Raw genomic sequence first — 22,567 nt, 5'->3', positions numbered from 1 at the left:
AGATGTGGAGAAGAGCCAGGGCCTGCGCGTCGTCAACATCCGGACCGGTCTGGTCCTCGCCGGCGGGTCGCCGCTGCTCAGCCTTCTCGCGGTGTCCTCCCGCGTCGGAGGCGGCCGCCTGGGAGCCGGCACGCAGCACTTCCCGTGGATCGGAGTCGACGACCTCGCCGACATCTACCACCGGGCTGTCGTCGACCCGCAGCTGCACGGTCCCGTCAACGCCGTCGCCCCGGAGGACATCACCGAGGCAGAGTTCGCCGACGTGCTCGCCGACCTCCAGAAACTGAGGGTGCCGTTGCACATCCCCGTTCCCGGACCCGCCCCCCGGCTGCTGCTGGGGAAGACGGGTGCCACCGAACTCGCGCTCGCCGACCAGCACGCCCGCCCCGGCGTCCTGGACGGTCTCGGGCACCCCTACCGCGCCGGGACCGTCCGCGAACTGCTGCTCCATGAACTGCTGCTCCGGGAACCGGTCACCGGTCCCGCCTCCGGAACAGGTCAGGGAACAGGATCGGTCACCTCCGCCATACGCTGACACCGCCGACGAAGGTCTCCACCACACCCACCGTCGACACATCCGGGACACGGCGCAACGGGGCGTCGAGGACCACCAGGTCGGCGGCCGTCCCCGGGGCGATGCGCCCGGCCACACCGTCCAACCTGTTCACCCACGCCGAACCGGTGAGATACGCGTCCAGTGCTGTGGTGAAGTCCAGTCCGTGCTGCCGTTCCAGGGCAACGGTGTGCGCCTGCCCGCCGACCGCGTGAACGTCCGCGGCCGGTGCGGTTCGGCTGACACCGGTGTGGATCGCCCACAGCGGGTTCGGGTCCGAGACCGGCCAGTCCGAGCCCGCCGCCAGCCGGGCACCGGCCCGGTGCAGACCCCCGAAGGGGAACTGCCATGCCTCCCTCTCCGCACCCAGCTGCGGAAGTTTACGTTCCAGCATCTCGGTGTCACGGCGGGCCCACAGCATCTGCAGGTTCGCGGTGACGTCGAGGTCGGCGAATCTCGTCATGTCGTCCGGGTGAACCACGTCCACGTGGGCGATCTGGTGACGTCGGTCCACCGTCGGTGGCCGCTGACCGGAGGCCCTGGCGTACTCCACCGCGTCGAGACACTCCCGGACCGCACGGTCGCCGCAGCCGTGGAAGTGCAGGTCGAATCCTTCGGCGTCGAGGGCGGCGGCCGCCTCGGCCAGCCGTACCGGGGAGTTGAAGCTGGGGCCCGTGCCCCCGCCGCACCCGCAGGAACCCACGTACGGGTCGACCATCGCACCGGTGAGATTCTCGACCATACCGTCCTGCATGATCTTCACCGTCGACGCCCGCAGCCGCTCCGGGTGCCCCAGCGCGGCGACCAGGTCCCGACGCTGCCGGAACAGGTCGATCTGCTCGATCCCTTCGGTGCGCTGCCACCACAGTCCCAGGGACACGCGCCCCGTCAACAGGCCACTGTCATACAGGTCAAGATAGGTGTCGAAGGGGTCGGGGTGGGTCTCGGTGACACCGACCATGGCGTCCGCCCAGGCGGTGACGCCCACGGAGTGGAGACGCCGCTGGGCGGCCAGCAGGGCCTGGGCCAGCGAATCGGCGGTGCGCGCGGGGGTGAGGTGGGCGACGAGCTGCATCGCACCGTCGAGCAGAGTCCCGGTGGGACTGCCGTCGGCGTCGCGGACGATCCTCCCGTCGTCGGGGTCGGGGGTCTCCGCGGTGATGCCGGCGGCCCGCAGCGCCGCGGTGTTGACCCACACGCCGTGACCGTCGTGGCCGTCGATGACCACCGGCCGGGCGGCCACGGACTCCCCGGCACTGTCGAGGATCTCCGCGGTGGGCATGCCACCGTCGAAGAGGTCGCCGTACCAGCCGTCGCCGACGATCACCGGGTCATCAGGGTGGGCCGCGGCGTGCTCGCGGATGATCCTCAGGTAGGCGTCCACGTCATGGACCGGCGTGAGGTCGGCACCGAGCATGCCGGCGCCCCCGTGCTCGGGGTGGACGTGGGCGTCGATGAAGCCGGGCAGCAGGGAGGCGCCGTCGGCGTCGACGGTGCGGCACCCTGAGGGCAGGTCGGAGGGGTCCGGGGAGAAGGAGCGGATGACGCCGTCGGCGACGTGGACGGCTCCGTGCCGCCACACGCCCTCGCCGAGGTACACGTCGGCGTCGACGACGGTGAAGGTGGACTCCCTGTCTGTGGTGGTGGTCATGTCCGGTGACTGTATGCCCCGCGCCGTACACCGGCCCGCCGTCGCCGTGACCCGGAAATGTTTCCTCTGAATCTGATTCCTGAATGTCCTCCATCACTGTGGTGAATGGTCGCAGGTCGGTTCCCGGCGTTTTCCGGCGGGCACACCGGCAGATTACGCCTCAGTTGTGCATTTGTTTCGCAGATATTGCGTGAGGGATGTTATCTGCAAATCAGATGATCGCTGCGCAGGTTGTGTATTTGAATGCGGGAGTCCGGAACACAAATGTGGGGAACCAGTATTCCGGAATCCCGTCCGGATACCCCGACAGGAGAATCCCGACATGACGAACACAACCAGGCGCCCGAAATCCCGCAGATTCCGCACGGTGCGCCGCATCACCGCCACCGCCCTCGTCGCAGTGACTGCCGGAGCAGCCCTCGTCGCCTGCTCCTCGGGCACCGGTTCAGGAGACAGCTCAGGGGGCGGTGAAGGTTCACTGACCATGGCCACCCAGCCGTGGCTCGGCTACGGCCCCTGGTACATCGCCCAGGACAAAGGCTACTTCGCCGACCAGGGGGTCAACGTCAACATCACCAGTTTCGACGACGACTCCCAGATGACGGCCGCCCTGGGATCCGGTGACGTCGACATCGCCAACGCCGCCACCCACTCCGCACTGCAGTGGCTGGAGAACGGCCAGGACGGTTACATCACCCTCGTCCTCGACACGTCCATGAAAGCGGACGCCATTCTCGCCGCCGACGGCATCAACTCCGTCGCCGACCTGAAAGGAAAGAAAGTCGCCTTCGAGGAAGGATCGGTCTCCAACCTCCTTCTCGACCACGCACTGTCCGAGAACGGGATGAGCGTGAACGACATCAGCCCGGTGCCGATGGCGCCCTCCGACGCCGCCGTCGCACTCCAGGCCGGTCGGGTCGACGCCGCAGTCACCTACGAGCCCTACATCAGTGACACCGCAGGCAAGGACGCCTCGGTGAAGACCCTCTACACCGCGGACGCCCAGCCCGGACTGATCTCCGACATCCTCTTCGTCTCGAAGAAGGCCATGGAGGAGAAGCCGGAGGCCGTGAAGAAGGCCGTCGCCGCATGGGGTCCCGCCATCGACTACTACAACTCCGACACCGCCGACGCCCAGGCGATCATCGCGAAGAACATCGGCTCTGACGCTGAATCCCTCAAGACCGCCTTCGACGGGGTGAAGTTCTACAGCCTGGAGGACAACCGCACCTACCTCGGCGGTGAGTACCGCGACAAGGTCCTTCCGAGTGTCCAGGAAGCGGCGAAGAACGCCGGGATCATCAGCCAGGACCATGACCCCGCCCAGATCGTCGACACCCGGTTCGTGGAGTGACCTGTGACCAGTACAGCAGCAACCGAGACATCCGGCAGCTCCCGGACCGGCCGTAGACAACGCAGCGTCATCCCGGAACCGATCAGCCGGCGCCGGTACCTGGGGATCGCGGTGACCTCGTTCATCGTGGTGCTCGCCGTATGGTGGCTGATCACCGCGATGGGCGTCATCGACGAGACCTTCCTGCCCGGACCGGCGGACGTCGTGAGGGTCATCGTGGAGACCGCCACCTCCGGCCAGCTCTGGGACGACATGGGCGTGTCCGTCTGGAGGGTGATGGTCGGCTACCTGCTGGCCGTCGTCCTCGCCGTCCCCCTCGGCGTCCTGTCCGGGTCCAGTCCCCGGGCCGAGGCCGCCATTGAACCTCTCACCGACTTCATCCGGTACATGCCGGTCGTCGCCTTCGTCCCGCTGACCATCATCTGGGTCGGCACGGAGGACACGCAGAAGTTCCTCATCATCTGGCTCGGCACGTTCTTCCAGATGGTCCTCATGGTCGCGGACGCGGTCCGCCGTGTCCCCCGCAGCTACCAGAACCTCGGGGCGACCCTGGGCATGGGACGCACCGGCATCCTCGTCCACATCATCGTGCCGGCCGCACTTCCCCGTATCTGGGACACCCTGCGTCTGTGCCTCGGATGGGCGTGGAGCTGGCTGGTCGTCGCCGAGCTCGTGGCAGCGACCTCCGGCATGGGGTACCGCATCACACAGGCACAGCGGTTCCTCGCCACCGACACGATCATCGCCTACGTCATCGTCCTCGGCGTCCTCGGTCTGGTCTTCGACCAGGTCATGCGCGCGGCAGGACGCCGAATGTTCCGCTACCTGGAGGGCCGCTCATGACCGCCGCAGTTCCCGCATCCACCGCAGCCGCCGGCACCGCCGGCAACGGGGGCACCGGCCCCGTCGGGGGAGAGTCCCGCGTGCCGGTCGTCCACGTCGCCGACATGGTCAAGCAGTTCGGCGAGGTCACCGCCGTCACCGGGCTCAACCTCGACCTGTACTCCAATGAGTTCGTCTCCGTCGTCGGAGCCTCCGGCTGCGGAAAATCCACCCTGCTCTCCGTCATCGCCGGCCTGGAGTCCGCCACCTCCGGCACCGTGGAGATCAACGGCGAACCGGTCCACGGCCCCGGGCGGGACCGTGGCGTGGTCTTCCAGCAGGCGACCCTGCTGCCCTGGCTCACCGTCTCGGAGAACGTCATGTTCGCGCTCCGCGGGGAGGAGGGGATGTCCAGGTCGGAGAAGAAGGCCACCGTGGAACGTCACCTGGAGCTCGTCGGACTGGAGGGTTTCGGAGACAAGTTCCCCAACCAGCTCTCCGGAGGCATGCAGCAGCGCGCGGCTCTGGCCAGGTCGCTGAGCTACCGGCCGAAGGTGCTGCTGATGGACGAGCCTTTCGGCGCCCTCGACGCCCTGACCCGCAGGAGCATGCAGGCCCTGCTGACCAGGATCTGGGAGGAGCACAAGCTGACCGTCATGCTCATCACCCACGACATCGAGGAGGCCGTGTTCACCGCTGACCGGGTGGTCATCATGAGTGCCCGGCCCGGGACGGTGAAGCGCGAGGTCCGGGTCGACCTTCCCAGGCCGAGGGACCCGTCGGTGATCATGACCCCGGAGTTCAGGGACCTGTACGCGGACATCATGGGGGAGTTCCAGTAGCAGGACGCCCCGGGCAGGGGGTCCGGCGGGCGGGGCCTGCGAACAGGGGCGGGACAGGGAAGGGGGGCAGGGCGGCGGGGACAGTTGCGGGGGAACTGTCGGGCAGGTGACGGGTGTCTTCACATGTCATGCCTCATGTCCAATACTTTCACGTGGATTCAATCAGTATGAGACCGGCCGCCGATCCTGCAGAGTCAAGGGAAAGACATGGTCGTCATCGGCGCAGAACCCGTGATCCGGGTGACTGGCGGCGGATACCGGCCTCCCGCTGACTCCCGGAAGAAGTAACACGTGCCACCCATTACGCAAGGATCTGCGCCCGGACCGCGCAAGGACACGGCGGGTGACGGGGCGACAGTCGGCCCGCAGCGTGTCGAACTGGCGGGGAGGAACGTCTCCCGGGTCGCCTTCGGAGCGGCACGACTGACCGCCGGAGACGGCTGGGGTGTCCCCGAGGACATCAGCGCGAGCAGGAACCTGCTGCGCAGTGCCATCGACCTCGGATACGACTACATCGACACCGCGGACTCACTCGGCCCCGGAGTGAGCGAGGCCGTCATCGGGGACGTGGTGGGCAACTCCGACCGGGTGCTCGTGGCGACGAAAGTCGGGATGCTGCGTCCCTCCGCGACCCGGTGGGGCGTCCTCGGCCACCCCGACTACCTGCGCCAGCAGGTCCGCAACAGTCTGCTCCGGCTCCGCCGGGACCGCATCGACCTCGTCTACCTGCACCGCATCGACCCCGCCTACCCGCTCGCCGACCAGCTCGGGGCGCTTCAGGAGCTCCGCGACGAAGGACTTGTCGGCCACATCGGAGTGAGCGAACCGACTCCGGCACAGCTGGAGGAGGTCTTCGACATCGAAACCCCGGCCGTGGTGCAGAGCGTGTACAACCTCGTCGAACGTAGGAACGGGGAGATCATCACCACTCTCGGAGACAGGGGGATCCCCTTCGTCGCCTACTGGCCGCTGCTGGGCAGGGGCGTGTCCCGGAGCGTCTACGACGCCATCCACCGGCAGCTGCGTCCCACGGCACAGCGTCTCGGTACCACCACCCACGCCCTCTCCCTGGCCTGGATCTTCGGGAGACACCCGCTCAGCCTCGCCGTGGTGGGGTCCCGGGACCCCCGGCATCTCGCGGCGAACCGCGCCGCCGCGGACCTCACGCTGGACGATGCGGTACTCGACGAGATCACCGCCGCGGTGGACGCGGTCTGTGACCCCTCCACCGCGTTCAACCCCGCCCGCTCCAAAGACGACAAGTGAAGGACGACAAGTGACCGCACACACGACCTCCGTCGACCCCCTGAAGACCTACCTCGCATTCGACGAATCCCGGCGGGACGGAGGAGATGACAGCTCCGGCGGCCCCGGCGACGATGCGGGCGACGGCGTCTCCCACTTCTCCGGTGCACCGGAGAGCGTCCACACCCGTATCCGTGACCGGGTCGAGGAACTGCGACCGGAACTCGCGCGCCTCGCCGTGGACCTCCACGACCACCCGGAGACAGCTTTCGGAGAATTCCGGTCGGCGAGGGCCGTCGCCGACCTCCTGGAATCCCACGGAGCAGAGGTGGAGGTGGGCGCCTTCGGTCTCGACACCGCCCTGTACGCCACCGAAGGCCCGCAGGAAGGTGCCCCGCACTTCGCCGTCGTCGCCGAATATGACGCCCTGCCTGAGGTGGGGCATGCCTGCGGGCACAACGTCATCGCCGGAATCAGTGTCGGTGCGTACATTGCCCTCCGGGACGTCCTGGGGGACATCGGCGGGCGGGTGTCCTTCATCGGCGCCCCGGCGGAGGAGTCCGGCGGTGGAAAGGAACTCATCCTGCGTGCCGGCGGTTTCGACGGGGTCGACGCCGCCGGAATGGTCCACCCCGGGGTCGGGGACACCGTGTCACCTGTCTACGGCCCGGGAACCAGCGGGGTCAGACGCATCGCGGTGACCTACCGGGGACGTGCCGCCCATGCTGCGATGAGCCCCTACCTGGGGCTGAACGCCCTCGACGCCGTGGTCACCGCCTACCAGTCCGTGGCACAGCTGAGGCAGCACATCCTCCCCGTGGACCGCATCCACGGCGTCATCACCAACGGCGGTTCGGCGGCGAACGTCGTCCCGGAGACAGCCTCCGCGGTGTTCCTGGTCAGGTCGACCGAGATCGACACCCTCGACATCCTGACCCGACGGGTCGTCACGGTCCTGGAGGCGGCGGCATCGGCGACCGGCACCACCGCTGACATCGACCTGGACTTCGAGCCGGCCTACCTGCCGATGAAGAACAACATCGAACTGGTCAAACGCTGGGCCGACCATCTCCGGGACCGCGGTCGCGAGGTACCCCTCTACCCCGCACACACCCGCCAGGGGGGACCGTCCACGGACATGGGCAACGTCAGCCGGACCATTCCCGCCATCCACCCGGCACTGGGCCTGGGCGGTTCCCCGGACGTCGCACCCCACAACGCGGCCTTCGCGGAGACGACGGTGGAACCTGCCGCGGTGGACGCCCTCATCGACGCCGCAGTGTCACTGGCCGGAACAGCCGCCGACTTCCTCGCCGACGCCGACCTCCGTGACGCCGTCCGCCGCGAGTTCAACTACCGGGTACGTGGACAGGTGGAGTGACATGACCGCGCAGGCACCCGTGACGGTGCAGACCCAGGGCAGCGGAAGGGGTGCGCTCAGCGACCGGACCCCCGGTTCACGGGGACTTTCCCGTGCAGGCGGCTGGCCCCGGTTCATTCTCCAGCGGCTCGTGGACATTGTCCTGACCGTGTGGGCGGCCGCCACCCTGGCCTTCCTGGCGGTGAAGGCCATCCCCGGGGACCCCCTCGACATCCTGATGTCGGGGATACAGGACGCCACCCCCGAGATGAGGGCACGGATAGCGGCCGACTACGGTCTCGACCAGCCGGCGTGGCGGCAGTACCTCGACTATCTGGGCGGTGTGCTCACCGGTGACCTGGGTACCAGCTACCAGCGGGGCACCCCGGTCCTTGACGTCCTCTCCGCCGAGCTCGCACCCACGGTCGAGCTGACCCTCGTGGCGATGCTCATTGCCGTGACCCTCGCGGTGGCCGTCGCCCTGGCGACCTCGGGCAGGAACAGGACAGCCCGCTTCGCCGCCCAGTTCATCGAACTCGTCGCCGTGTCCACACCCGCGTTCTGGCTCGGCATCATCCTCATGACCGTCTTCTCCTTCCAGCTGAGACTCCTGCCGGCCTTCGGGAACGAGACCCCGGAATCGCTCATCCTCCCTGCCGTCACCCTGGCGTCCACGGTCTTCGGCGTCCTGTCCCAGATTCTCCGTGAGCGGATGGAGTTCACCCTGCACGAACCGTTCGTGAAGAGCCTCAGGGCACGGGGACTGGGAGAGGGGGCACTGCGTTCCCGGCATGTCCTCAGACATGCCGGCCTGCCCGCCCTCACCCTGTCCTCCATGATCTTCGGTTCACTGCTCGGCGGAACAGTCATCATCGAAACCCTCTTCGCCCGACCGGGCATCGGCCGAGTGGCGGTGATGGCGGTCCAGGACCGTGACATTCCCGTGGTCCTCGGGTTCGTCATCCTCGCGTCACTCATATTTGTCCTGGTCAACACGGTTGTCGACCTGGTGTACCCGCTCATTGACCCCCGACTGAAAGGAGAGAGGCGATGACCGCCCCCGTAGATGCCGCCACCGTGGTCGGACGTGGCCGGGACGGGTCCACGGGCCCGCGGGGCGGGGCCCTGCCCTGGTACCGGCGTACACCTCCGGCAGGCGTGTCACTGGCCATGGTGCTCCTGGCCGTTCTGCTGGTCGCGGCGCTGTTCCCCGGCCTGCTCGCCACCCGGGACCCGCTCGAGACCAGCCCGTCCGACACCTTCGCACCGGCGTCCGCGGAACACTGGCTGGGCACCGACCAGCTCGGCAGGGACGTCTACTCCCGCCTGGTCCACGGAGCCTTCTACTCCATATCGTTGGGGCTCGGCGCCGCGGCGGTAGGTGCCGTCGGCGGCATCGTCCTCGGCGTGGTCGCCGGCTACGCCAGAGGAGTGGTCGACCGGGTCATCAGCCGGATCCTCGATGTGGCCCTGGCGTTCCCGGAGGTTCTCATCGCCCTGCTCACGATCACGATCCTCGGGCCGGGGCAGTGGAGCCTGCTGCTGGCGGTCGGACTGGGGAGAATCCCGGGGTCGGCACGACTGGTCCGCTCCCAGGTCATGCAGATCAGGGGATCGGGATATGTCGAGGCCGGAGTCATCCTCGGGCTGAAGCCCCCGGCCCTGGTCCTCAGGCACGTTCTCCCGAACAGTCTCGGCCCTGTCCTCGTCAACGCCGTCGTCGGTGTGGGGGTGTGCATCATCTTCGGCGCCGGGCTGAGCTTCCTCGGACTCGGGGCGGTACCGCCCGCACCCGAATGGGGCCTGATGCTGTCCGAGGCCCGCCAGTACCTGGGAGTCAACCCCTGGGTCGCCATCTGGCCCGGAGTCGCGATCACCGTCACGGTCATCGCGGTCACCGTCACCGGACGCTGGCTCCAGCAGCACTTCATCACCCGGAGGAGTTCACTGTGACACCCACCCGACATGACCGCCGACCGGGACAACCGACACACGCCCCGGCCACCCCGCCGCCTGACGATCCCCTGGTGACGGTCGAGAACCTCGACGTCAGTATCGCCGGAGTCCCCGTCGTCCACGACGTCAGCTTCACTGTCGCTCCGGGAACCTGCACCGCACTCGTCGGGGAGTCCGGGGCGGGCAAGAGCATGACCGCACAGTCCCTGCTCGGTCTCCTCCCCGACACAGCCGCACTGACCGCCACGACATTCGACTTCGCCGGTCACGACCTCCGCACGTTGAACGCTCGGCAGTGGCGCAGGCTCCGTGGCGGGGACATAGGTCTGGTGCTCCAGGACGCCCTGGTCTCCCTCGACCCGCTGGTCCCCGTGGGACGCCAGATCACGGAAACTCTCCGGCTCCACACCGGCCTGTCACGCGCCGGGCGGAGGGACAGGGCTGTGGAACTTCTGGAACAGGTGGGTATCCCGGACCCCGCGCACACCTTCGACAGGTACCCGCACCAGCTGTCGGGAGGACTGCGCCAGCGTGCCCTCATCGCCACGGCACTGGCAGGCGACCCCCGTCTGATCATCGCCGATGAACCGACCACGGCCCTGGACGTCACCGTCCAGGCACAGGTCCTCAGGCTCCTCGCCAGGCTCAAGGCGTCCGGGACCGGCCTGCTGCTGGTGAGCCACGACCTGGCCGTCGTCTCCGAACTCGCCGACCACATCGTCGTGATGAAGTCCGGGGAAGTTGTCGAGCAGGGCACCCCCGACACCGTGCTCCACCACCCGTCGAGTGACTACACCAGGCAGCTCCTCGACGCCGTCCCCTCCGCGTCCTCACGTGGTGAACGCCTGTCCCCGGCCCCGGTGGCGCACTTCCCGGCGGTGGCCAGCGGGGGACGCGACGGGGACCGTGGCGACATCCCGGACACCGCCGTGGAGGCGACCGGACTGCGGAGGGTCTTCGGCCTGGCGGGCGGCCGGTCCGTCACCGCCGTGGAGGAGGTCTCCTTCCGGATCCCCCGTGGTACCACGCTCGGCATCGTCGGCGAGTCCGGCTCCGGCAAGTCCACCGTCGCCAGGATCGTCCTGGGACTTGAGCGTCCCGACAGCGGAGAAGTCCTGGTCGGGGAAGAACCGTGGTCCGCGCTGCCCGAGGCGCGTCGGCGTCCCCGCCGCCATCTCATGCAGCTGATCTCCCAGGACCCGTTGAGCTCCTTCGACCCCCGGTACACGGTCGAGGGCCTGCTGGCCGAGGCCCTGGTGGCGGCGGGAACCCGGAAGCAGGACGTCCGCCGGCGGAGTACCGAACTGCTTGTGCAGGTCGGGCTGGGGGAGGAGCACCTGTCCCGTCACCCCCTGCAGCTGTCGGGAGGGCAACGCCAACGGGTGGCCGTCGCCAGGGCGCTGTCGACCTCGCCGCAGATCCTCATCTGTGACGAGCCGGTCTCCGCCCTCGACGTCTCCGTCCAGGCACAGGTGCTGGACCTGTTGTCCGACCTGCAGGAGCAGACCGGGGTGTCGATGCTGTTCATCTCCCACGACCTCGGCGTCATCCAGCACATCGCCGATGACGTCGTGGTGATGCACCGGGGGCGTGTCGTGGAGACAGGCCCCGTCGACAGGGTGTTCACCGAACCACGTGACGCATACACGAGGGAACTCATCGACGCCATACCCCGGCTGACCTGACCACCCGCTCAACCGGCCCCCTAACCACCTGCAGCTGTCACCTGCAGGAAGAACTCACAGACGAAAGAAGAGAAATCATGGGAAAACGACCACTGGCGGTCCTCGCCTCCGTCCTCACCGCAGGACTCCTGCTGACCGCATGCACCTCCGGACAGAGCTCCGGGAACGGTGACGGTTCCGGCGGAGACCAGAACCGGGAGATCACCTACCTCGCGAACACCGAACCCCCGGTCTGGGACGGTCAGAGGGTCCCCAGCCTCAACGCCAACTCCGTCAATTCGAGCATCTTCGACACGATCACGTCCCAGGCAGACGACGGCACCTACCACCCCGGACTCGCAACCGACTGGAAGATCAGCGAGGACGGCCTGACCTACACCTTCACCCTCCGGGAAGGGGTCACCTTCCATGACGGGACCCCGTTCAACGCCGAGGTGCTCAAGCAGAACCTCGACCGCCCCCTCAACGAACCCGATCTGGCCACCGTGTCATCCGGAATCGCGGAGAACCGTGTCATCGACGACCGCACCCTCGAAGTGAAACTCTCGCGCCCCAACGCCGGTCTGATCCACGCATTCTCCACCCCGCACTGGCCCGTGTACTCCGGGAAGGTCCTCAGCGAGCACACTCCCGCGGAACTGAGTGCGGATCCGACCCTGTCCATCGGCACCGGACCGTTCAAGGTCGCGGAGTACTCCAGGGGGTCTTCACTGGTCCTGGAGAAGAACGAGGACTACAACTGGGCCCCGGAGACCGCCGGCCATGACGGCCCGGCGTACCTGGACGAGGTGAACATCCAGTTCGTCCCCGAACCGCAGGCCAGGATCGGGGCACTGAACTCCGGGCAGGCCGACGCCGTCGACCAGGTTCCGCCGCTGAACATCAACGAGGTGGAGTCCGCAGGCAACAGCATCCTCACCCAGGACAACACCGGCACCCCCTACTACCTGGCGTTGAACCCGAACACCGCCCCCTTCGACAACCGTGACGTCCGTCTGGCGTTCCGGTCCGCGATCGACATCGACTCGATCCTCGACGGTGTGTACGACGGCGTGTACGACAAGGCGTGGTCGACGACCCTGCCCGGCACACCCCCGGAGGGCAGCTTCGACGAGTCGCTGGTGAACTCCTGGTCCTACGATCCCGATGAGGCCGCACGGCTGCTCGACAAGGCCGGCTACACGTCCAGGGACTCCGAAGGCTACCGCGTCAAGGACGGGAAGCGGCTCAGGATCGAATGGTACGTGGACAGTCTCTACGTACAGACAGACCAGCGGCAGCAGCTCGGTGAGGCCATCGCCGCGTCCCTGAAGGACGCCGGGTTCGAGGTGGTCCGTACCCCGTTCGACACCGCCTCCTTCACCAGCGAGATCGCGAAGGGTACGCACAATCTCGCCGACGCCTCCCGAGGATTCGCGGAGGTCGCCACGTCGGTGTCCCCGTTCGCGGCCAGCTCGATCCCCCGCTCCGGGGGAGGTTCGGGAATCAACTACGGACTGCTCGACGATCCCGTGGTCAACGAGGCGTACTCGGTGATCAGCACCTCGCAGGACACGGACGCCCGGATCGCCGCGGCGCACACCGCCCAGAAGCGGATCCTCGACGAAGGTTTCGCTGTCCCGCTCTACATCCCGAAGAAGATCGTCGGAACGACACCGGCCGTGTCCGGGTGGAAGTTCGACCTCGTCGGCTACACCGACACCTTCTACGACGTCCAGATCAACAACTAACCGAACTGAGGCAGGCGAACCATGCCGAGAATCGATCTCTTCTACTACGGGGACACCACTCCGGGGCAGAGCCCCGCAGAGCTCTACCGCGACATCGAGGAACAGGTGGTCCTGGGTGACCGCCTCGGATACAACGGGGTGTGGGTCACCGAACACCACTTCCGGTCGCGCGGTGAAGTGCCCGACCCGCTGCTCTTCCTCAGCCGCATCAGCGGAGTCACGGAACACATCCGGCTGGGGACCTCGATCGTGTGCGCCCCCTACTACCACCCGGTCAGACTGGCCGAGTCCGCACTCCTGCTGGACACTCTCAGCGGAGGACGCCTCGACCTGGGAGTGGGCACGGGCATGGCCTTCCCGGAGATCGGTGACGTGTTCGGGTTCAGTCCCGACGACGCCTCCGCGCGGGCCCGTGAGATCCACGAGATTCTGCGGCAGGCCTTCGATGAGGGAGTCATCGACTTCGACGGGGACTTCTACTCCTACAGGGGCGTGGAACTGTCCCCGCGGCCGGGACGGCCGGCGAAGGACGTCATCTGGACTGCGGCGGGGCGAAACGCCATCGACCTCGCCAGGGAACACGGCTACCGGCTCATGATTCCGCGGCCCCTCCCGCTGGAGCAGCGTCTGAAGTTCAACGCGGACTACCGGGCGGCGGTTCCCGGAGGGGAGGTCATCCACCTCAGGTCAGGGTTGGTGGCACCCACGACAGAGCTGGCGAGGGAGCGGGCAGTGGAGTTCCTGCGCGCGTACTCGTCGACCTACCTGCACCACGAGTTCACGGGCGGTCCGGACAGCCCCGAGTTCGACGAGATCGCCGAGAAACTGAGCTTCGCGGTGGGCACCGCCGACGAGGTCGCCGAGAAGATCAGCTACTGGACCGGACAGTTCGACGGGACCGAGGAGACGGCGATCCAGTTCCAGGGGCCGCACGTCGCCCACGAACACGTCCTCGAGTCGATCGAACTGTTCGCCACCGTGCTCCCCGAGCTGCAGGGGGACGCTCCGGCCACGGCCGTCGCATTCAGCGACCCCGGACCGTCTGACAGTGTCCCCGCCACGTCATCGACCCCCTTCTTCACCTCCTAGACCGTCTCCCAGACCACCTCCCAGACAAGGATCTTCAACAATGAGCTATCCGTCGTCAAGTAATTCACCGGCAGGTTCGCAGGGGACGTTGACACCCCTGGGCACGCAGGGCACAGGTGACCGGCTGCGCGTCGGTTTCATCACCCACCTTGACCAGCATGACGACCTGTCCACCATCTTCGCCGACAACATCCGTCTGATCAGGGAGCTGGAGAGACAGGGCTACGACAGCGCGTGGATCGCCACCCGGCACTTCAACGCGGGATGGGCGGCACTGCCCTCACCGTTCGCCTTCCTCGGGGCGGCCGCGGCAGTGACGGACAGGATCGACCTCGGTACCGCGGTACTTCCCCTGGTGCTCGACGACCCGGTCCGCGTCGCCGAGGAGGTCTCCGTCATCGACCATTTCTCCGGTGGGCGGCTGCTCCTCGGTGTCGGTAAAGGCGTCCCCTCGGATTCTTTCCACGTCTTCGAGGGCTGGGACTCCGACAGGGACCGCAGCTTCACCGAGAAGATCGACCGGCTCCACTGGGCGCTGGAGGGTAACCAGGTCGAGGGCGGCAGTGCCTCCGTCTGGCCACCGGACCGGAACCTGGGCGGCAGGATCTTCCACGGCAGCTCGAACATCGGGACCATCCGTAACGCAGCCAGGAGGGGGGACGGGCTCATCCTCGAGAGGTTCGGCAACGGTGAGGAGCGCACACCGGAGAACCGTCGGGCATTCCACCGCCGCCAGGCCGATTCCGTGACCGAGTACCGCAGGGTGTTCGCCGAGACCTGGGGTGATTCCCGCACTCCCTACGTCATCACGTCCCGGTCCGTGTTCGACGGGCCGACCTCCGAGGACGCGCTGAAAGACTTCAGTGAGCGGACGGCCCGCTGGCACGCGCAGGATGTCCGGGTGGGACGAGCCCTGGAGTCCCAGACCCCGGCGGAGAAACTCCTCGGTGACAACGCCGTGTGGGGAACCGTCGACGAACTGGCCGCCGATCTGCTCTCGGATCCGACGCTGGCCCTGTCCGACGAACTTGTCCTGGGGATACACCCGGCGGAGCACACGGTGGACGAGGCCGTCGCCCATGCCGGTGTACTGCTCGACGAGGTGGTTCCACTGGTCCGTGAAGGTTGGGCGGAGCAGCGCAGGGAACTGGGGCTGGCAGCCCCGGTGGCGACAGGGGGCAGGGCATGACCAGCGGCGCAGACCACAGCAACCTGACCGGCGACCTGACCGGCGACCTGACCGGCGATCTGAAACAGTGGCAGCAACAGTGGCAGCTCTGGCACTCCGACAGGGAGACATCGGTCGCCGGGCCGACCGGTCAGACAGCCCTGACCGGCACCCACTGGATCAGTGCCACCACTGACTCCGGTGCGGAGGTGGTCGACGGTCTCCCCGGCCTGTGGCACACCACCGTCGACGGTGTGTCCGGTACCGGCCTGCCCACAGGTTACGGCGCGTCCGAGGTCGAGCTGACTGCAGGACAGAGCATCAGCGACGGCACAGTCACCCTCACCGTCATTGAACGCGGAGGTCGGCGGGCGGTGCGGACCTTTGACAGGGCAGCCCGGACCCGGACGGCATTCACCGGCATCGACACCTTCGCCCCCTCCGGGCGGTGGGTGCTCCCCGCCACGTTCATCCCTGACAGCAGGACCGTCGGAGTGACGGCGATTGACGGCTATGTCTCGGAATCCACTGCCGCGGGGTGGGTCAGTTTCACTGTGGACGGTGCGGAACGCCGGCTCCAGGTGTCCGCCGACGGTGACGGCAGTCTCCGGGCGGTCTTCTCCGACGCCTCTACGGCCCTGGGCACGCACCGGTTCCGGTTCCTGTCCGTCGACCGGCCCGACCCCGCAGGTCACACCGTAATCGACTTCAACTACGCCTATCTTCCCCCCTGCGCGTTCAGCGACCACTTCCTGTGCCCGCTGCCTGCGGCAGAGAACCGTCTCGACATCTCCGTGGAGGCAGGGGAGCGCGCCGTGGTACTTGCGGAGACAGATCCTGACGGGCACCGTTGATCCGGTGACACACGAACCCCACCACCCGGACCGGCTGGCCGTCTTCAGCGGGCACCCGTCCGACGACAGTCCGGACGCCCCGACGTCCGTACCTGCCAGGGTGCTGGACAAGGTCTTCGTCACGGAGACCCTCGGACTGAGCTTCATCGCCACCGTGGCCCAGTGGGGAGGTGCGGAGGCGGACCGGCTCTACTCACCGGACCGACTGGGGGAGTGGCTGGACATGGTGGGTCTTCCACCGTTGCGGCGGACCGTCAACCGGGCGGAGCAGGACGTTCTCGCGGACCTTCGCCGTGCGGTCTACCGGACCGTCATGGCCCGACTGGCCGGTGGCGTCGCTGCCCGCGGAGATCTGTGTCTGCTCAACGAGTACGCGGGACTGCCGAGGATCCGCCCCGTCATTGCGGAAGATGCGTGGAACCTGACCTACCCGCAGGGGATGTCATTCGCCTCGCTTCTGTCGGAGTTGTCGAACAGCGCCCTTGACGCTGTCGCCGGACCATGGTCCGGGCGCATGAGGCGGTGCGAACGCAGTCCCTGTACGCACGTGTTCATCGACAAGACGGCGGCCGGGCGGCGTCGCTGGTGCACCAGTGAAGGCTGCGGGAATGTCGCCCGGGCGCGGGCCCACCGGTCACGGGTGTGACAGACCCCGGCGCGCGCCGGTCACCGGGGTTCTCCTCCGCTCTACTTCCCGCTCACCAGGTCGGCGGCCCGTTCGGCGATCATCATGATCGTCACCACAGGGTTCGTCGAGGTCACGGTGGGCATGGCGGAGGCGTCCGCCACCCGCAGACCGGCCACCCCACGGACGCGCAGCTGAGGGTCGAGAACCGCCCCGGGATCGGAGTCCGCTCCGATCGCGCACGTGCCGCAGGGGTGGTACACGGTCTGGTGGACCGCCCTCTCCGCCGCGGAGATGTCCTCGTCCGAGGTGACGTCCGGGCCGGGGAACACCTCCCTCACGATCTCGGAGGCGAAGGGCTCCTCGGCCGCCACCCTGCGAGCGTTCTTGACGCCGTCGACGAGGGCTTTCTCGTCCAGGCCGTCCTCGTCGGTGAAGTACCCGTAGTCGATCTGCAGTTCGGCGTCCTGGTCCGGTGACGTGATCCAGACCCGCCCCCTGCTGGCCGGGCGGGATACGTTCGGAGCGACCCCCGCATAGTGTTCCGGCAGGTCGACGCCCGCCCTGACAAGCTGTTCAACCCATGCTTCGACAGGGACATGGGTGGTGACCGAAGGCACCGGGTCGAGGTCGCTGTACTCTCCCCGGGCGTGGGCGTTGCCCCACAGGTACCCGGCGTCCCACCCGGTCGCCGATTCCGGACCTGTGGGTTCCCTGGTCTCCCACACGACGATCCCCTCCGCATGGTCCTGGAGGTTGCGGCCCACCCCGGGCAGGTCGACGAGGGTCTCCACCCCGGCGGCGGAGAGTACCTCCGGGTCTCCGACACCGGAGGCCATGAGCAGCCTGGGTGTCTCGTACGCTCCCGCGCACATGATGACCTCGCCTCCGTCGGCGAGCCTGAGGTCCCGGGCCGTCCCCGAGGGGCCGGTGACGCGGACCCCGGTGCACACGGTGTTCCCGGTGGTGCTGAGGAGCAGTTTCTCCGTCCGGTGCCCGGTCAGCAGGTCGAGGTTGCCCCGCAGGCCGGCGCGGGTGAGCAGGTCCCGGTAGGCGTTGGAGGAGCTGGAGCGTTGGTTGGTCTCCGGGATGTAGCCGATCTCGAAGAATCCCGCGCCGGGGTGGTACTCCGACCGGGTGTCCGGCAGTGTCCCGTTCCATTCGACGACCTCGGGAATGTCCAGGGCGGTCGCCGCGGAGGTGAGGACGCGCTGGAGCCGGGCACTGCGGTCGTAGAGGGGGATCACCGAGATCGCGGTGCGCAGACGGTCGTAGTAGGGGAGGAACTGGTCCGGTCCCCATCCGACTGCACCGCGGGCCTCCCACTCCTGCAGGTCCCCGCGGAAAGGACGCCAGGAGATCATGGTGTTCGCGGTGGAACACCCGCCGAGGATGTGCAGGCGCGTGTGGTCGATGTGACTGTTGCCACGGGCCTGCGGCACTGACCTGTGCTGGACGGCGTACCTGCTGTCGACCATCCGGTCCCAGTTCCGGATCGCCTGGGCGAGGGGTTCGTGGGTGTCCTCCGGGCCCCGTTCCACCAGGGCGACCCGCGGACGGTCCGCCCGGGACGCGAGACGGGCCGCGACGATGCATCCTGCCGTACCGCCGCCGACGATGATGTGGTCGTAGGGTCCCGTGGGCGCGTCCCCGGCGGGTGCTGTGCTGTTCTCGCTGCTCATGAACCCTGAGGCTAGGAACCGGTGACGTGGTCGGCAACAGCTGCGGGGCAACGGAATCAGGTGACTCCCATCTGGGGAAATGATGCAGACCGCGTGCAATATCAACGAAATGAAACGGCAACACGGTCTCCGTACCGTCGCGCCCATGCTCACCAATCCGGGAATATCGGTGGCTCAGCTGGTGTACTTCGTCAGTGCCGCCGAGCACGGAAGTATGACCGCGGCCGCCGAGGAACTCTACGTCGCGCAGTCCGCGGTCTCCACGTCTGTCGCCCAGCTGGAGAAGCGGGTCGGGACGACACTGTTCCTCAGACACCGGTCGAAAGGGCTGGAGCTCACCGCCGACGGCCGTGAACTCCTCGTCCGGGCCCGCCGGATCCTGTCGGAACTGCGTGACGCGGTGGACGCCGTCAACCCTGATGCACTGCGCGGCCACCTGGAGACCGCCTGCTTCACCACCCTCGCCCCGTTCTACCTGCCCCAGATCTGGGCCCGCCTCGCCGAGGAGTACCCGGGCATGCGGACCAATGCCGTGGAGCTGACCTGTCCCGACGCTCTTGAGGCACTGAAGGAACGGCGGATCGACATCGCCCTGGTCTACGACGTCACCACGGATCCGGCGGTGACTTTCGAACCGCTGCAGGAACGGCCCGCCTATGTGGGGTTGAGCGTGGACCATCCTCTGGCGGGTCGGTCGGAGATCTCGCTGCGGGAGATGGCCGGGGAGCCGCTGATCCTGCTGAACCTGCCGGGCAGCAGGGAGTACTTCCTCCACGCCTTCACCTCCCATGGGGTGACCCCGACGGTGGCCTGCGAGTTCCAGAGTTTCGAGACGGTCCGCGGGATGGTGGCCGCCGGCCACGGGTACACGGTGCTCAACCAGGTCCCCCACCACGACTACACCTACTCGGGTCTGCCGATCGCGGCCGTGCCGGTGGCTGAGCAGGTACGGCCGCTGAATGTGTCGCTGGCCTACCGGGCAGGTGAGGGGCTCACGGCCAAGGCGAGGGCGTTCGCGGGGGTCTGCCGGGCAGTCATCCGGGACGCGGACCCCCGGGGTCCTGATCTGCAGTCCTGACCCACCCGGAATCATTCGACCGACATCCACAGGAGACCACACCGATGACCTACGCTGTCACCGATCCGACCAGCGGAGAAGTCCGCGAAACCTACGACACCTTCACCGACGGGCAGATCGACGGGGCACTCACCCTCGCAGAATCCGGCTACCGCACCTGGCGGACGGTCCCTGTCGCCGACCGTGCCGCAGCCGTCCACCGCTGTGCGGAGATTCTGAGGCAACGGCGCGACGAGTTCGCCGGGGCCGTCACCGCGGAGATGGGGAAACCGCTCGACCAGGCGTACGGGGAGATCGACCTGTCCGCCGACATCATCGACTTCTACGCCGACAACGCCGGCACCATCACCGCCGACCAGCCGATCGCCGTCGTCGGGGAGGGTTCGGCACTGGTACGCCGTGCGCCGCTGGGCGTCCTCTTCGGCATCATGCCGTGGAACTTCCCCGTCTACCAGGTGGCCCGTTTCGCCGCCCCGAATCTCGTGCTCGGCAACACCATCGTCCTCAAACACGCCCCGCAGTGCCCGCGCACCGCCGCACTGCTCGAGGAACTCCACCTTCAGGCGGGCCTGCCCGCCGGGGCCTACGTCAACGTCTACGCCACCAACGGGCAGGCCGCGGACATCATCGCCGATCCCAGGGTGCAGGGCGTGTCCGTCACCGGGTCCGAGCGTGCCGGTTCGGCCGTCGCCGGGCAGGCGGGACGCCACCTCAAGAAAGTCGCCCTCGAACTGGGGGGATCGGACCCCTTCCTGGTGCTGTCCACCCCTGACCTCGACGCGGTGGTGGACGCCGCGGTCGCGGGACGCACGGACAACAACGGGCAGGTGTGCAACGCCCCGAAGCGGTTCATCGTCGTCGAGGAGTACTACCGGGACTTCCTCGCCAAGTTCACCGAGGGCATGGCGGCCGTCCCTCTGGGGGATCCGACCGAGGAGGGCACGGTGCTGGGGCCGCTGTCGTCCCCGGCGGCCGCGGACCGGCTCCAGGACCAGGTGGACAGGGCGGTGGCGCAGGGGGCGACACTTCTCACCGGTGGTACCCGGCAGGGCAACTTCTTCCCGGGCACGGTGCTCGCCGACGTCACCGCGGAGATGGACGCCTACCGGGAGGAGTTCTTCGGTCCGGTCGGCGTCGTCTACCGTGCCGCAGACGAGGAGGACGCCGTCCGTATCGCCAACGACACCTCCTTCGGACTGGGCTCCTACGTGTACACCGATGATCCGGTGCAGGCGGACCGGGTCGCGGACGCCCTGGAGGCCGGCATGGTCTACGTCAACTGCGTTCTCGCGGACAGTCCGGAGCTGCCCTTCGGAGGGGTGAAGCGGTCCGGCACCTCCCGGGAGCTCGGCCTACTTGCCGCAGACGAGTTCGTCAACAAAAAGCTCATCCGGATAACCGATATGTGACGACCATGTAAATCAGAAAAACTGATGTACGAGTCCGGAAAGCAATGTTTGAATGCCTCGGGAATAGGCCGGAGAATAGTTCCATGAAACGCGAAAACTTTCCGGAGAATTTACCGGAGACCATTGAGGTACTCGTCATCGGAGCAGGTCAGTCCGGAATTGCGACAAGTGAACACCTCACTGCCGCAGGAATTCCCCACATTGTCCTGGAACGTGACCGCATCGCCGAGAAATGGCGTACCGGCCGCTGGGACTCCCTGTGCGCCAACGGGCCCAGCTGGCATGACCGTTTCCCCGGACTCGCCTTCGACACCCCCACCCCCTCCGGGGCGGAACCCTATCCGGCCGACGCCTTCGTCCCCAAGGACCGCGTCGCCCGCTACTTCGAGGACTACGCCGAGATGCTCGGGAGTCCCGTCTCCACCGGTGTGGAGGTCGCCGAGGTGGTGAAGAACCCCGGAGCACCTGGCTACCTCGTCACGGTACGGCCCACCGGCTCCACCGACCCGGCGGAGCGGCAGACGATCGCCGCGACCTATGTCGTCTCCGCGACCGGACCCTTCCAGACCCCCGTCATCCCGCCCGTCATCCCTGCCGGTGTCGCCACCGACAGGGGCATAGTGCAGATGCACTCGGCCGACTACGACAGGCCGGAGAATCTGCCGGAGGGGGGCGTCCTCGTCGTCGGGGCGGGCTCCTCCGGACTGCAGATCGCCGTCGAACTCAACCGTGCCGGGCGGGACGTCACCCTCGCCGTGGGCGAGCACGACCGTCCGCCGCGCCGGTACCGGGGCCGCGACAACGTGTGGTGGCTCGGCGTCCTCGGCAAGTGGGACATGGCCGCACCTCCGGTCGGTGCCGAGCACGTCACCATCGCCGTGACAGGTGCCGACGGCGGCTACACCGTCGACTTCCGTGACCTCGCCGCCGACGGTATCCACCTGGTCGGCCGCGCCGAAAGCTGCGACGCCGACGGTGTACTGCACTTCCGCGACGATCTCGCCGCCAACATCCACGCCGGTGACCGCAACCTCCTCGAACTCTTCGACGAGGCGGACGCCTACATCGAAGCCAACGGTCTGGACCTGCCCGCAGAACCCGGGGCACGCGTACTCGGCCCCGACCCCGAGGACGCCGTCAACCCGGTGCTGGAACTCGACCTCGCCGCTGCGGGGATCACCACGGTCATCTGGGCCACCGGCTACGGGGTGGACTACTCGTGGCTGCATGTCGACGGTGTCCTCGACGACCGGGGACGCCCCGTCCACCAGCGCGGCGTGAGCCCGGCGACGGGCCTCTACTTCGTGGGACTGCCGTGGCTGTCCCGCCGCGGTTCCAGCTTCATCTGGGGCTGCTGGCATGACGCGAAGTACGTCGTCGACGAGATCCTCATCCAGCGCGGCTACGCCGCCTACACCCCCGAGCCCGCTGCCGCCGGTACACAGCACACACAGGAGAACTGAC

19 protein-coding genes are annotated in these 22,567 nt (G+C 67.7%); 17 read left to right on the top strand and 2 right to left on the bottom strand.

Going from position 1 to position 22,567, the window contains the following annotated elements; genetic code table 11:
• Nucleotides 1-535 (top strand): DUF1731 domain-containing protein (locus BN3906_RS11600; protein WP_147593000.1); only part of this gene is annotated, 535 nt, incomplete at its 5' end.
• Here the strand turns inward: BN3906_RS11600 and BN3906_RS11595 are convergent.
• Nucleotides 516-2,204, bottom strand: a complete 1,689-nt coding sequence (locus BN3906_RS11595) for an amidohydrolase (RefSeq protein ID WP_066588539.1) — start codon at nt 2,202-2,204, stop codon at nt 516-518. The two genes, BN3906_RS11600 and BN3906_RS11595, sit on opposite strands and share 20 nt — an antisense overlap.
• 322 nt (nt 2,205-2,526) lie before the next feature.
• Between BN3906_RS11595 and BN3906_RS11590 the strand changes: the two genes are divergently transcribed.
• From BN3906_RS11590 to BN3906_RS11530, 13 genes are all read left to right on the top strand, one after another.
• The gene (locus BN3906_RS11590) at nt 2,527-3,558 is read left to right on the top strand and encodes an aliphatic sulfonate ABC transporter substrate-binding protein (RefSeq protein ID WP_066588537.1); all 1,032 of its coding nucleotides are present in this window, start codon (nt 2,527-2,529) and stop codon (nt 3,556-3,558) included.
• 3 nt (nt 3,559-3,561) lie between these two features.
• Entirely contained in the window at nt 3,562-4,401 is an 840-nt protein-coding gene (locus BN3906_RS11585; RefSeq protein WP_078057404.1) for an ABC transporter permease, read from the top strand.
• On the top strand, nt 4,398-5,222 hold the full coding sequence (locus BN3906_RS11580) for an ABC transporter ATP-binding protein (protein ID WP_078057403.1): 825 nt from the start codon (nt 4,398-4,400) through the stop codon (nt 5,220-5,222). Before BN3906_RS11585 ends, BN3906_RS11580 begins: the two co-directional genes overlap by 4 nt.
• 291 nt (nt 5,223-5,513) lie before the next feature.
• Nucleotides 5,514-6,488, top strand: coding sequence for an aldo/keto reductase (locus tag BN3906_RS11575; RefSeq protein WP_078057402.1), 975 nt, complete (start codon nt 5,514-5,516; stop codon nt 6,486-6,488).
• Between the two features lie 10 nt (nt 6,489-6,498).
• Nucleotides 6,499-7,848: a M20 family metallopeptidase gene (locus BN3906_RS11570; RefSeq protein WP_222705284.1), complete on the top strand. Its 1,350-nt coding sequence runs from the start codon at nt 6,499-6,501 to the stop codon at nt 7,846-7,848.
• Between the two features lies 1 nt (nt 7,849).
• A complete protein-coding gene (locus BN3906_RS11565; RefSeq protein ID WP_078057400.1) occupies nt 7,850-8,881 on the top strand; it encodes an ABC transporter permease in 1,032 nt (343 codons plus the stop codon).
• Entirely contained in the window at nt 8,878-9,780 is a 903-nt protein-coding gene (locus BN3906_RS11560) for an ABC transporter permease (protein ID WP_066588534.1), read from the top strand. The genes BN3906_RS11565 and BN3906_RS11560 overlap by 4 nt, the downstream gene beginning before the upstream one ends.
• A gap of 71 nt (nt 9,781-9,851) precedes the next feature.
• The gene (locus tag BN3906_RS11555; protein ID WP_066589910.1) at nt 9,852-11,468 is read left to right on the top strand and encodes a dipeptide ABC transporter ATP-binding protein; all 1,617 of its coding nucleotides are present in this window, start codon (nt 9,852-9,854) and stop codon (nt 11,466-11,468) included.
• A gap of 77 nt (nt 11,469-11,545) precedes the next feature.
• Nucleotides 11,546-13,198, top strand: a complete 1,653-nt coding sequence (locus tag BN3906_RS11550) for an ABC transporter substrate-binding protein (RefSeq protein WP_066588528.1) — start codon at nt 11,546-11,548, stop codon at nt 13,196-13,198.
• Between the two features lie 21 nt (nt 13,199-13,219).
• Nucleotides 13,220-14,287 carry an LLM class flavin-dependent oxidoreductase gene (locus tag BN3906_RS11545; protein ID WP_066588525.1) on the top strand — a complete coding sequence of 356 codons (1,068 nt, stop codon included), beginning with the start codon at nt 13,220-13,222 and terminating at the stop codon, nt 14,285-14,287.
• Between the two features lie 40 nt (nt 14,288-14,327).
• Nucleotides 14,328-15,476, top strand: coding sequence for an LLM class flavin-dependent oxidoreductase (locus tag BN3906_RS11540; RefSeq protein ID WP_078057398.1), 1,149 nt, complete (start codon nt 14,328-14,330; stop codon nt 15,474-15,476).
• Nucleotides 15,473-16,309, top strand: coding sequence for a DUF1684 domain-containing protein (locus tag BN3906_RS11535; RefSeq protein WP_078057397.1), 837 nt, complete (start codon nt 15,473-15,475; stop codon nt 16,307-16,309). The genes BN3906_RS11540 and BN3906_RS11535 overlap by 4 nt, the downstream gene beginning before the upstream one ends.
• A 4-nt stretch (nt 16,310-16,313) precedes the next feature.
• Entirely contained in the window at nt 16,314-16,955 is a 642-nt protein-coding gene (locus tag BN3906_RS11530) for a CGNR zinc finger domain-containing protein (RefSeq protein ID WP_066588519.1), read from the top strand.
• A 41-nt stretch (nt 16,956-16,996) separates the two neighbouring features.
• Here BN3906_RS11530 and BN3906_RS11525 read toward each other — a convergent pair whose 3' ends face one another.
• On the bottom strand, nt 16,997-18,616 hold the full coding sequence (locus tag BN3906_RS11525; RefSeq protein WP_066588517.1) for a GMC family oxidoreductase: 1,620 nt from the start codon (nt 18,614-18,616) through the stop codon (nt 16,997-16,999).
• 145 nt (nt 18,617-18,761) lie between these two features.
• Between BN3906_RS11525 and BN3906_RS11520 the strand changes: the two genes are divergently transcribed.
• The 3 genes from BN3906_RS11520 to BN3906_RS11510 all read left to right on the top strand — a co-directional run bounded on the left by BN3906_RS11520 (nt 18,762) and on the right by BN3906_RS11510 (nt 22,566).
• Entirely contained in the window at nt 18,762-19,694 is a 933-nt protein-coding gene (locus BN3906_RS11520; protein ID WP_066589906.1) for a LysR family transcriptional regulator, read from the top strand.
• Between the two features lie 44 nt (nt 19,695-19,738).
• Nucleotides 19,739-21,103: an NAD-dependent succinate-semialdehyde dehydrogenase gene (locus tag BN3906_RS11515; protein WP_066588515.1), complete on the top strand. Its 1,365-nt coding sequence runs from the start codon at nt 19,739-19,741 to the stop codon at nt 21,101-21,103.
• 83 nt (nt 21,104-21,186) lie between these two features.
• On the top strand, nt 21,187-22,566 hold the full coding sequence (locus BN3906_RS11510; protein WP_066588511.1) for a flavin-containing monooxygenase: 1,380 nt from the start codon (nt 21,187-21,189) through the stop codon (nt 22,564-22,566).
• The last annotated feature ends 1 nt before the right edge of the window (nt 22,567 follow it).

This window comes from Corynebacterium provencense (genome assembly GCA_900049755.1).
GTDB lineage: Bacteria > Actinomycetota > Actinomycetes > Mycobacteriales > Mycobacteriaceae > Corynebacterium > Corynebacterium neomassiliense.
The sequence above is the reverse complement of the archived record's forward strand: the minus strand, read 5'-3'. Positions and strand labels throughout refer to the sequence as shown.

Excerpts from the sequence above, each read along its gene's own strand:
- BN3906_RS11520 (WP_066589906.1), top strand. The coding sequence starts at position 18,762 with ATGCTCACCAATCCGGGAATATCGGTGGCTCAGCTGGTGTACTTCGTC.
- BN3906_RS11565 (WP_078057400.1), top strand. The coding sequence starts at position 7,850 with ATGACCGCGCAGGCACCCGTGACGGTGCAGACCCAGGGCAGCGGAAGG.
- BN3906_RS11590 (WP_066588537.1), top strand. The coding sequence starts at position 2,527 with ATGACGAACACAACCAGGCGCCCGAAATCCCGCAGATTCCGCACGGTG.
- BN3906_RS11560 (WP_066588534.1), top strand. The coding sequence starts at position 8,878 with ATGACCGCCCCCGTAGATGCCGCCACCGTGGTCGGACGTGGCCGGGAC.
- BN3906_RS11525 (WP_066588517.1), bottom strand. The coding sequence starts at position 18,616 with ATGAGCAGCGAGAACAGCACAGCACCCGCCGGGGACGCGCCCACGGGA.
- BN3906_RS11545 (WP_066588525.1), top strand. The coding sequence starts at position 13,220 with ATGCCGAGAATCGATCTCTTCTACTACGGGGACACCACTCCGGGGCAG.
- BN3906_RS11550 (WP_066588528.1), top strand. The coding sequence starts at position 11,546 with ATGGGAAAACGACCACTGGCGGTCCTCGCCTCCGTCCTCACCGCAGGA.
- BN3906_RS11535 (WP_078057397.1), top strand. The coding sequence starts at position 15,473 with ATGACCAGCGGCGCAGACCACAGCAACCTGACCGGCGACCTGACCGGC.
- BN3906_RS11595 (WP_066588539.1), bottom strand. The coding sequence starts at position 2,204 with ATGACCACCACCACAGACAGGGAGTCCACCTTCACCGTCGTCGACGCC.
- BN3906_RS11540 (WP_078057398.1), top strand. The coding sequence starts at position 14,328 with ATGAGCTATCCGTCGTCAAGTAATTCACCGGCAGGTTCGCAGGGGACG.
- BN3906_RS11580 (WP_078057403.1), top strand. The coding sequence starts at position 4,398 with ATGACCGCCGCAGTTCCCGCATCCACCGCAGCCGCCGGCACCGCCGGC.
- BN3906_RS11510 (WP_066588511.1), top strand. The coding sequence starts at position 21,187 with ATGAAACGCGAAAACTTTCCGGAGAATTTACCGGAGACCATTGAGGTA.
- BN3906_RS11515 (WP_066588515.1), top strand. The coding sequence starts at position 19,739 with ATGACCTACGCTGTCACCGATCCGACCAGCGGAGAAGTCCGCGAAACC.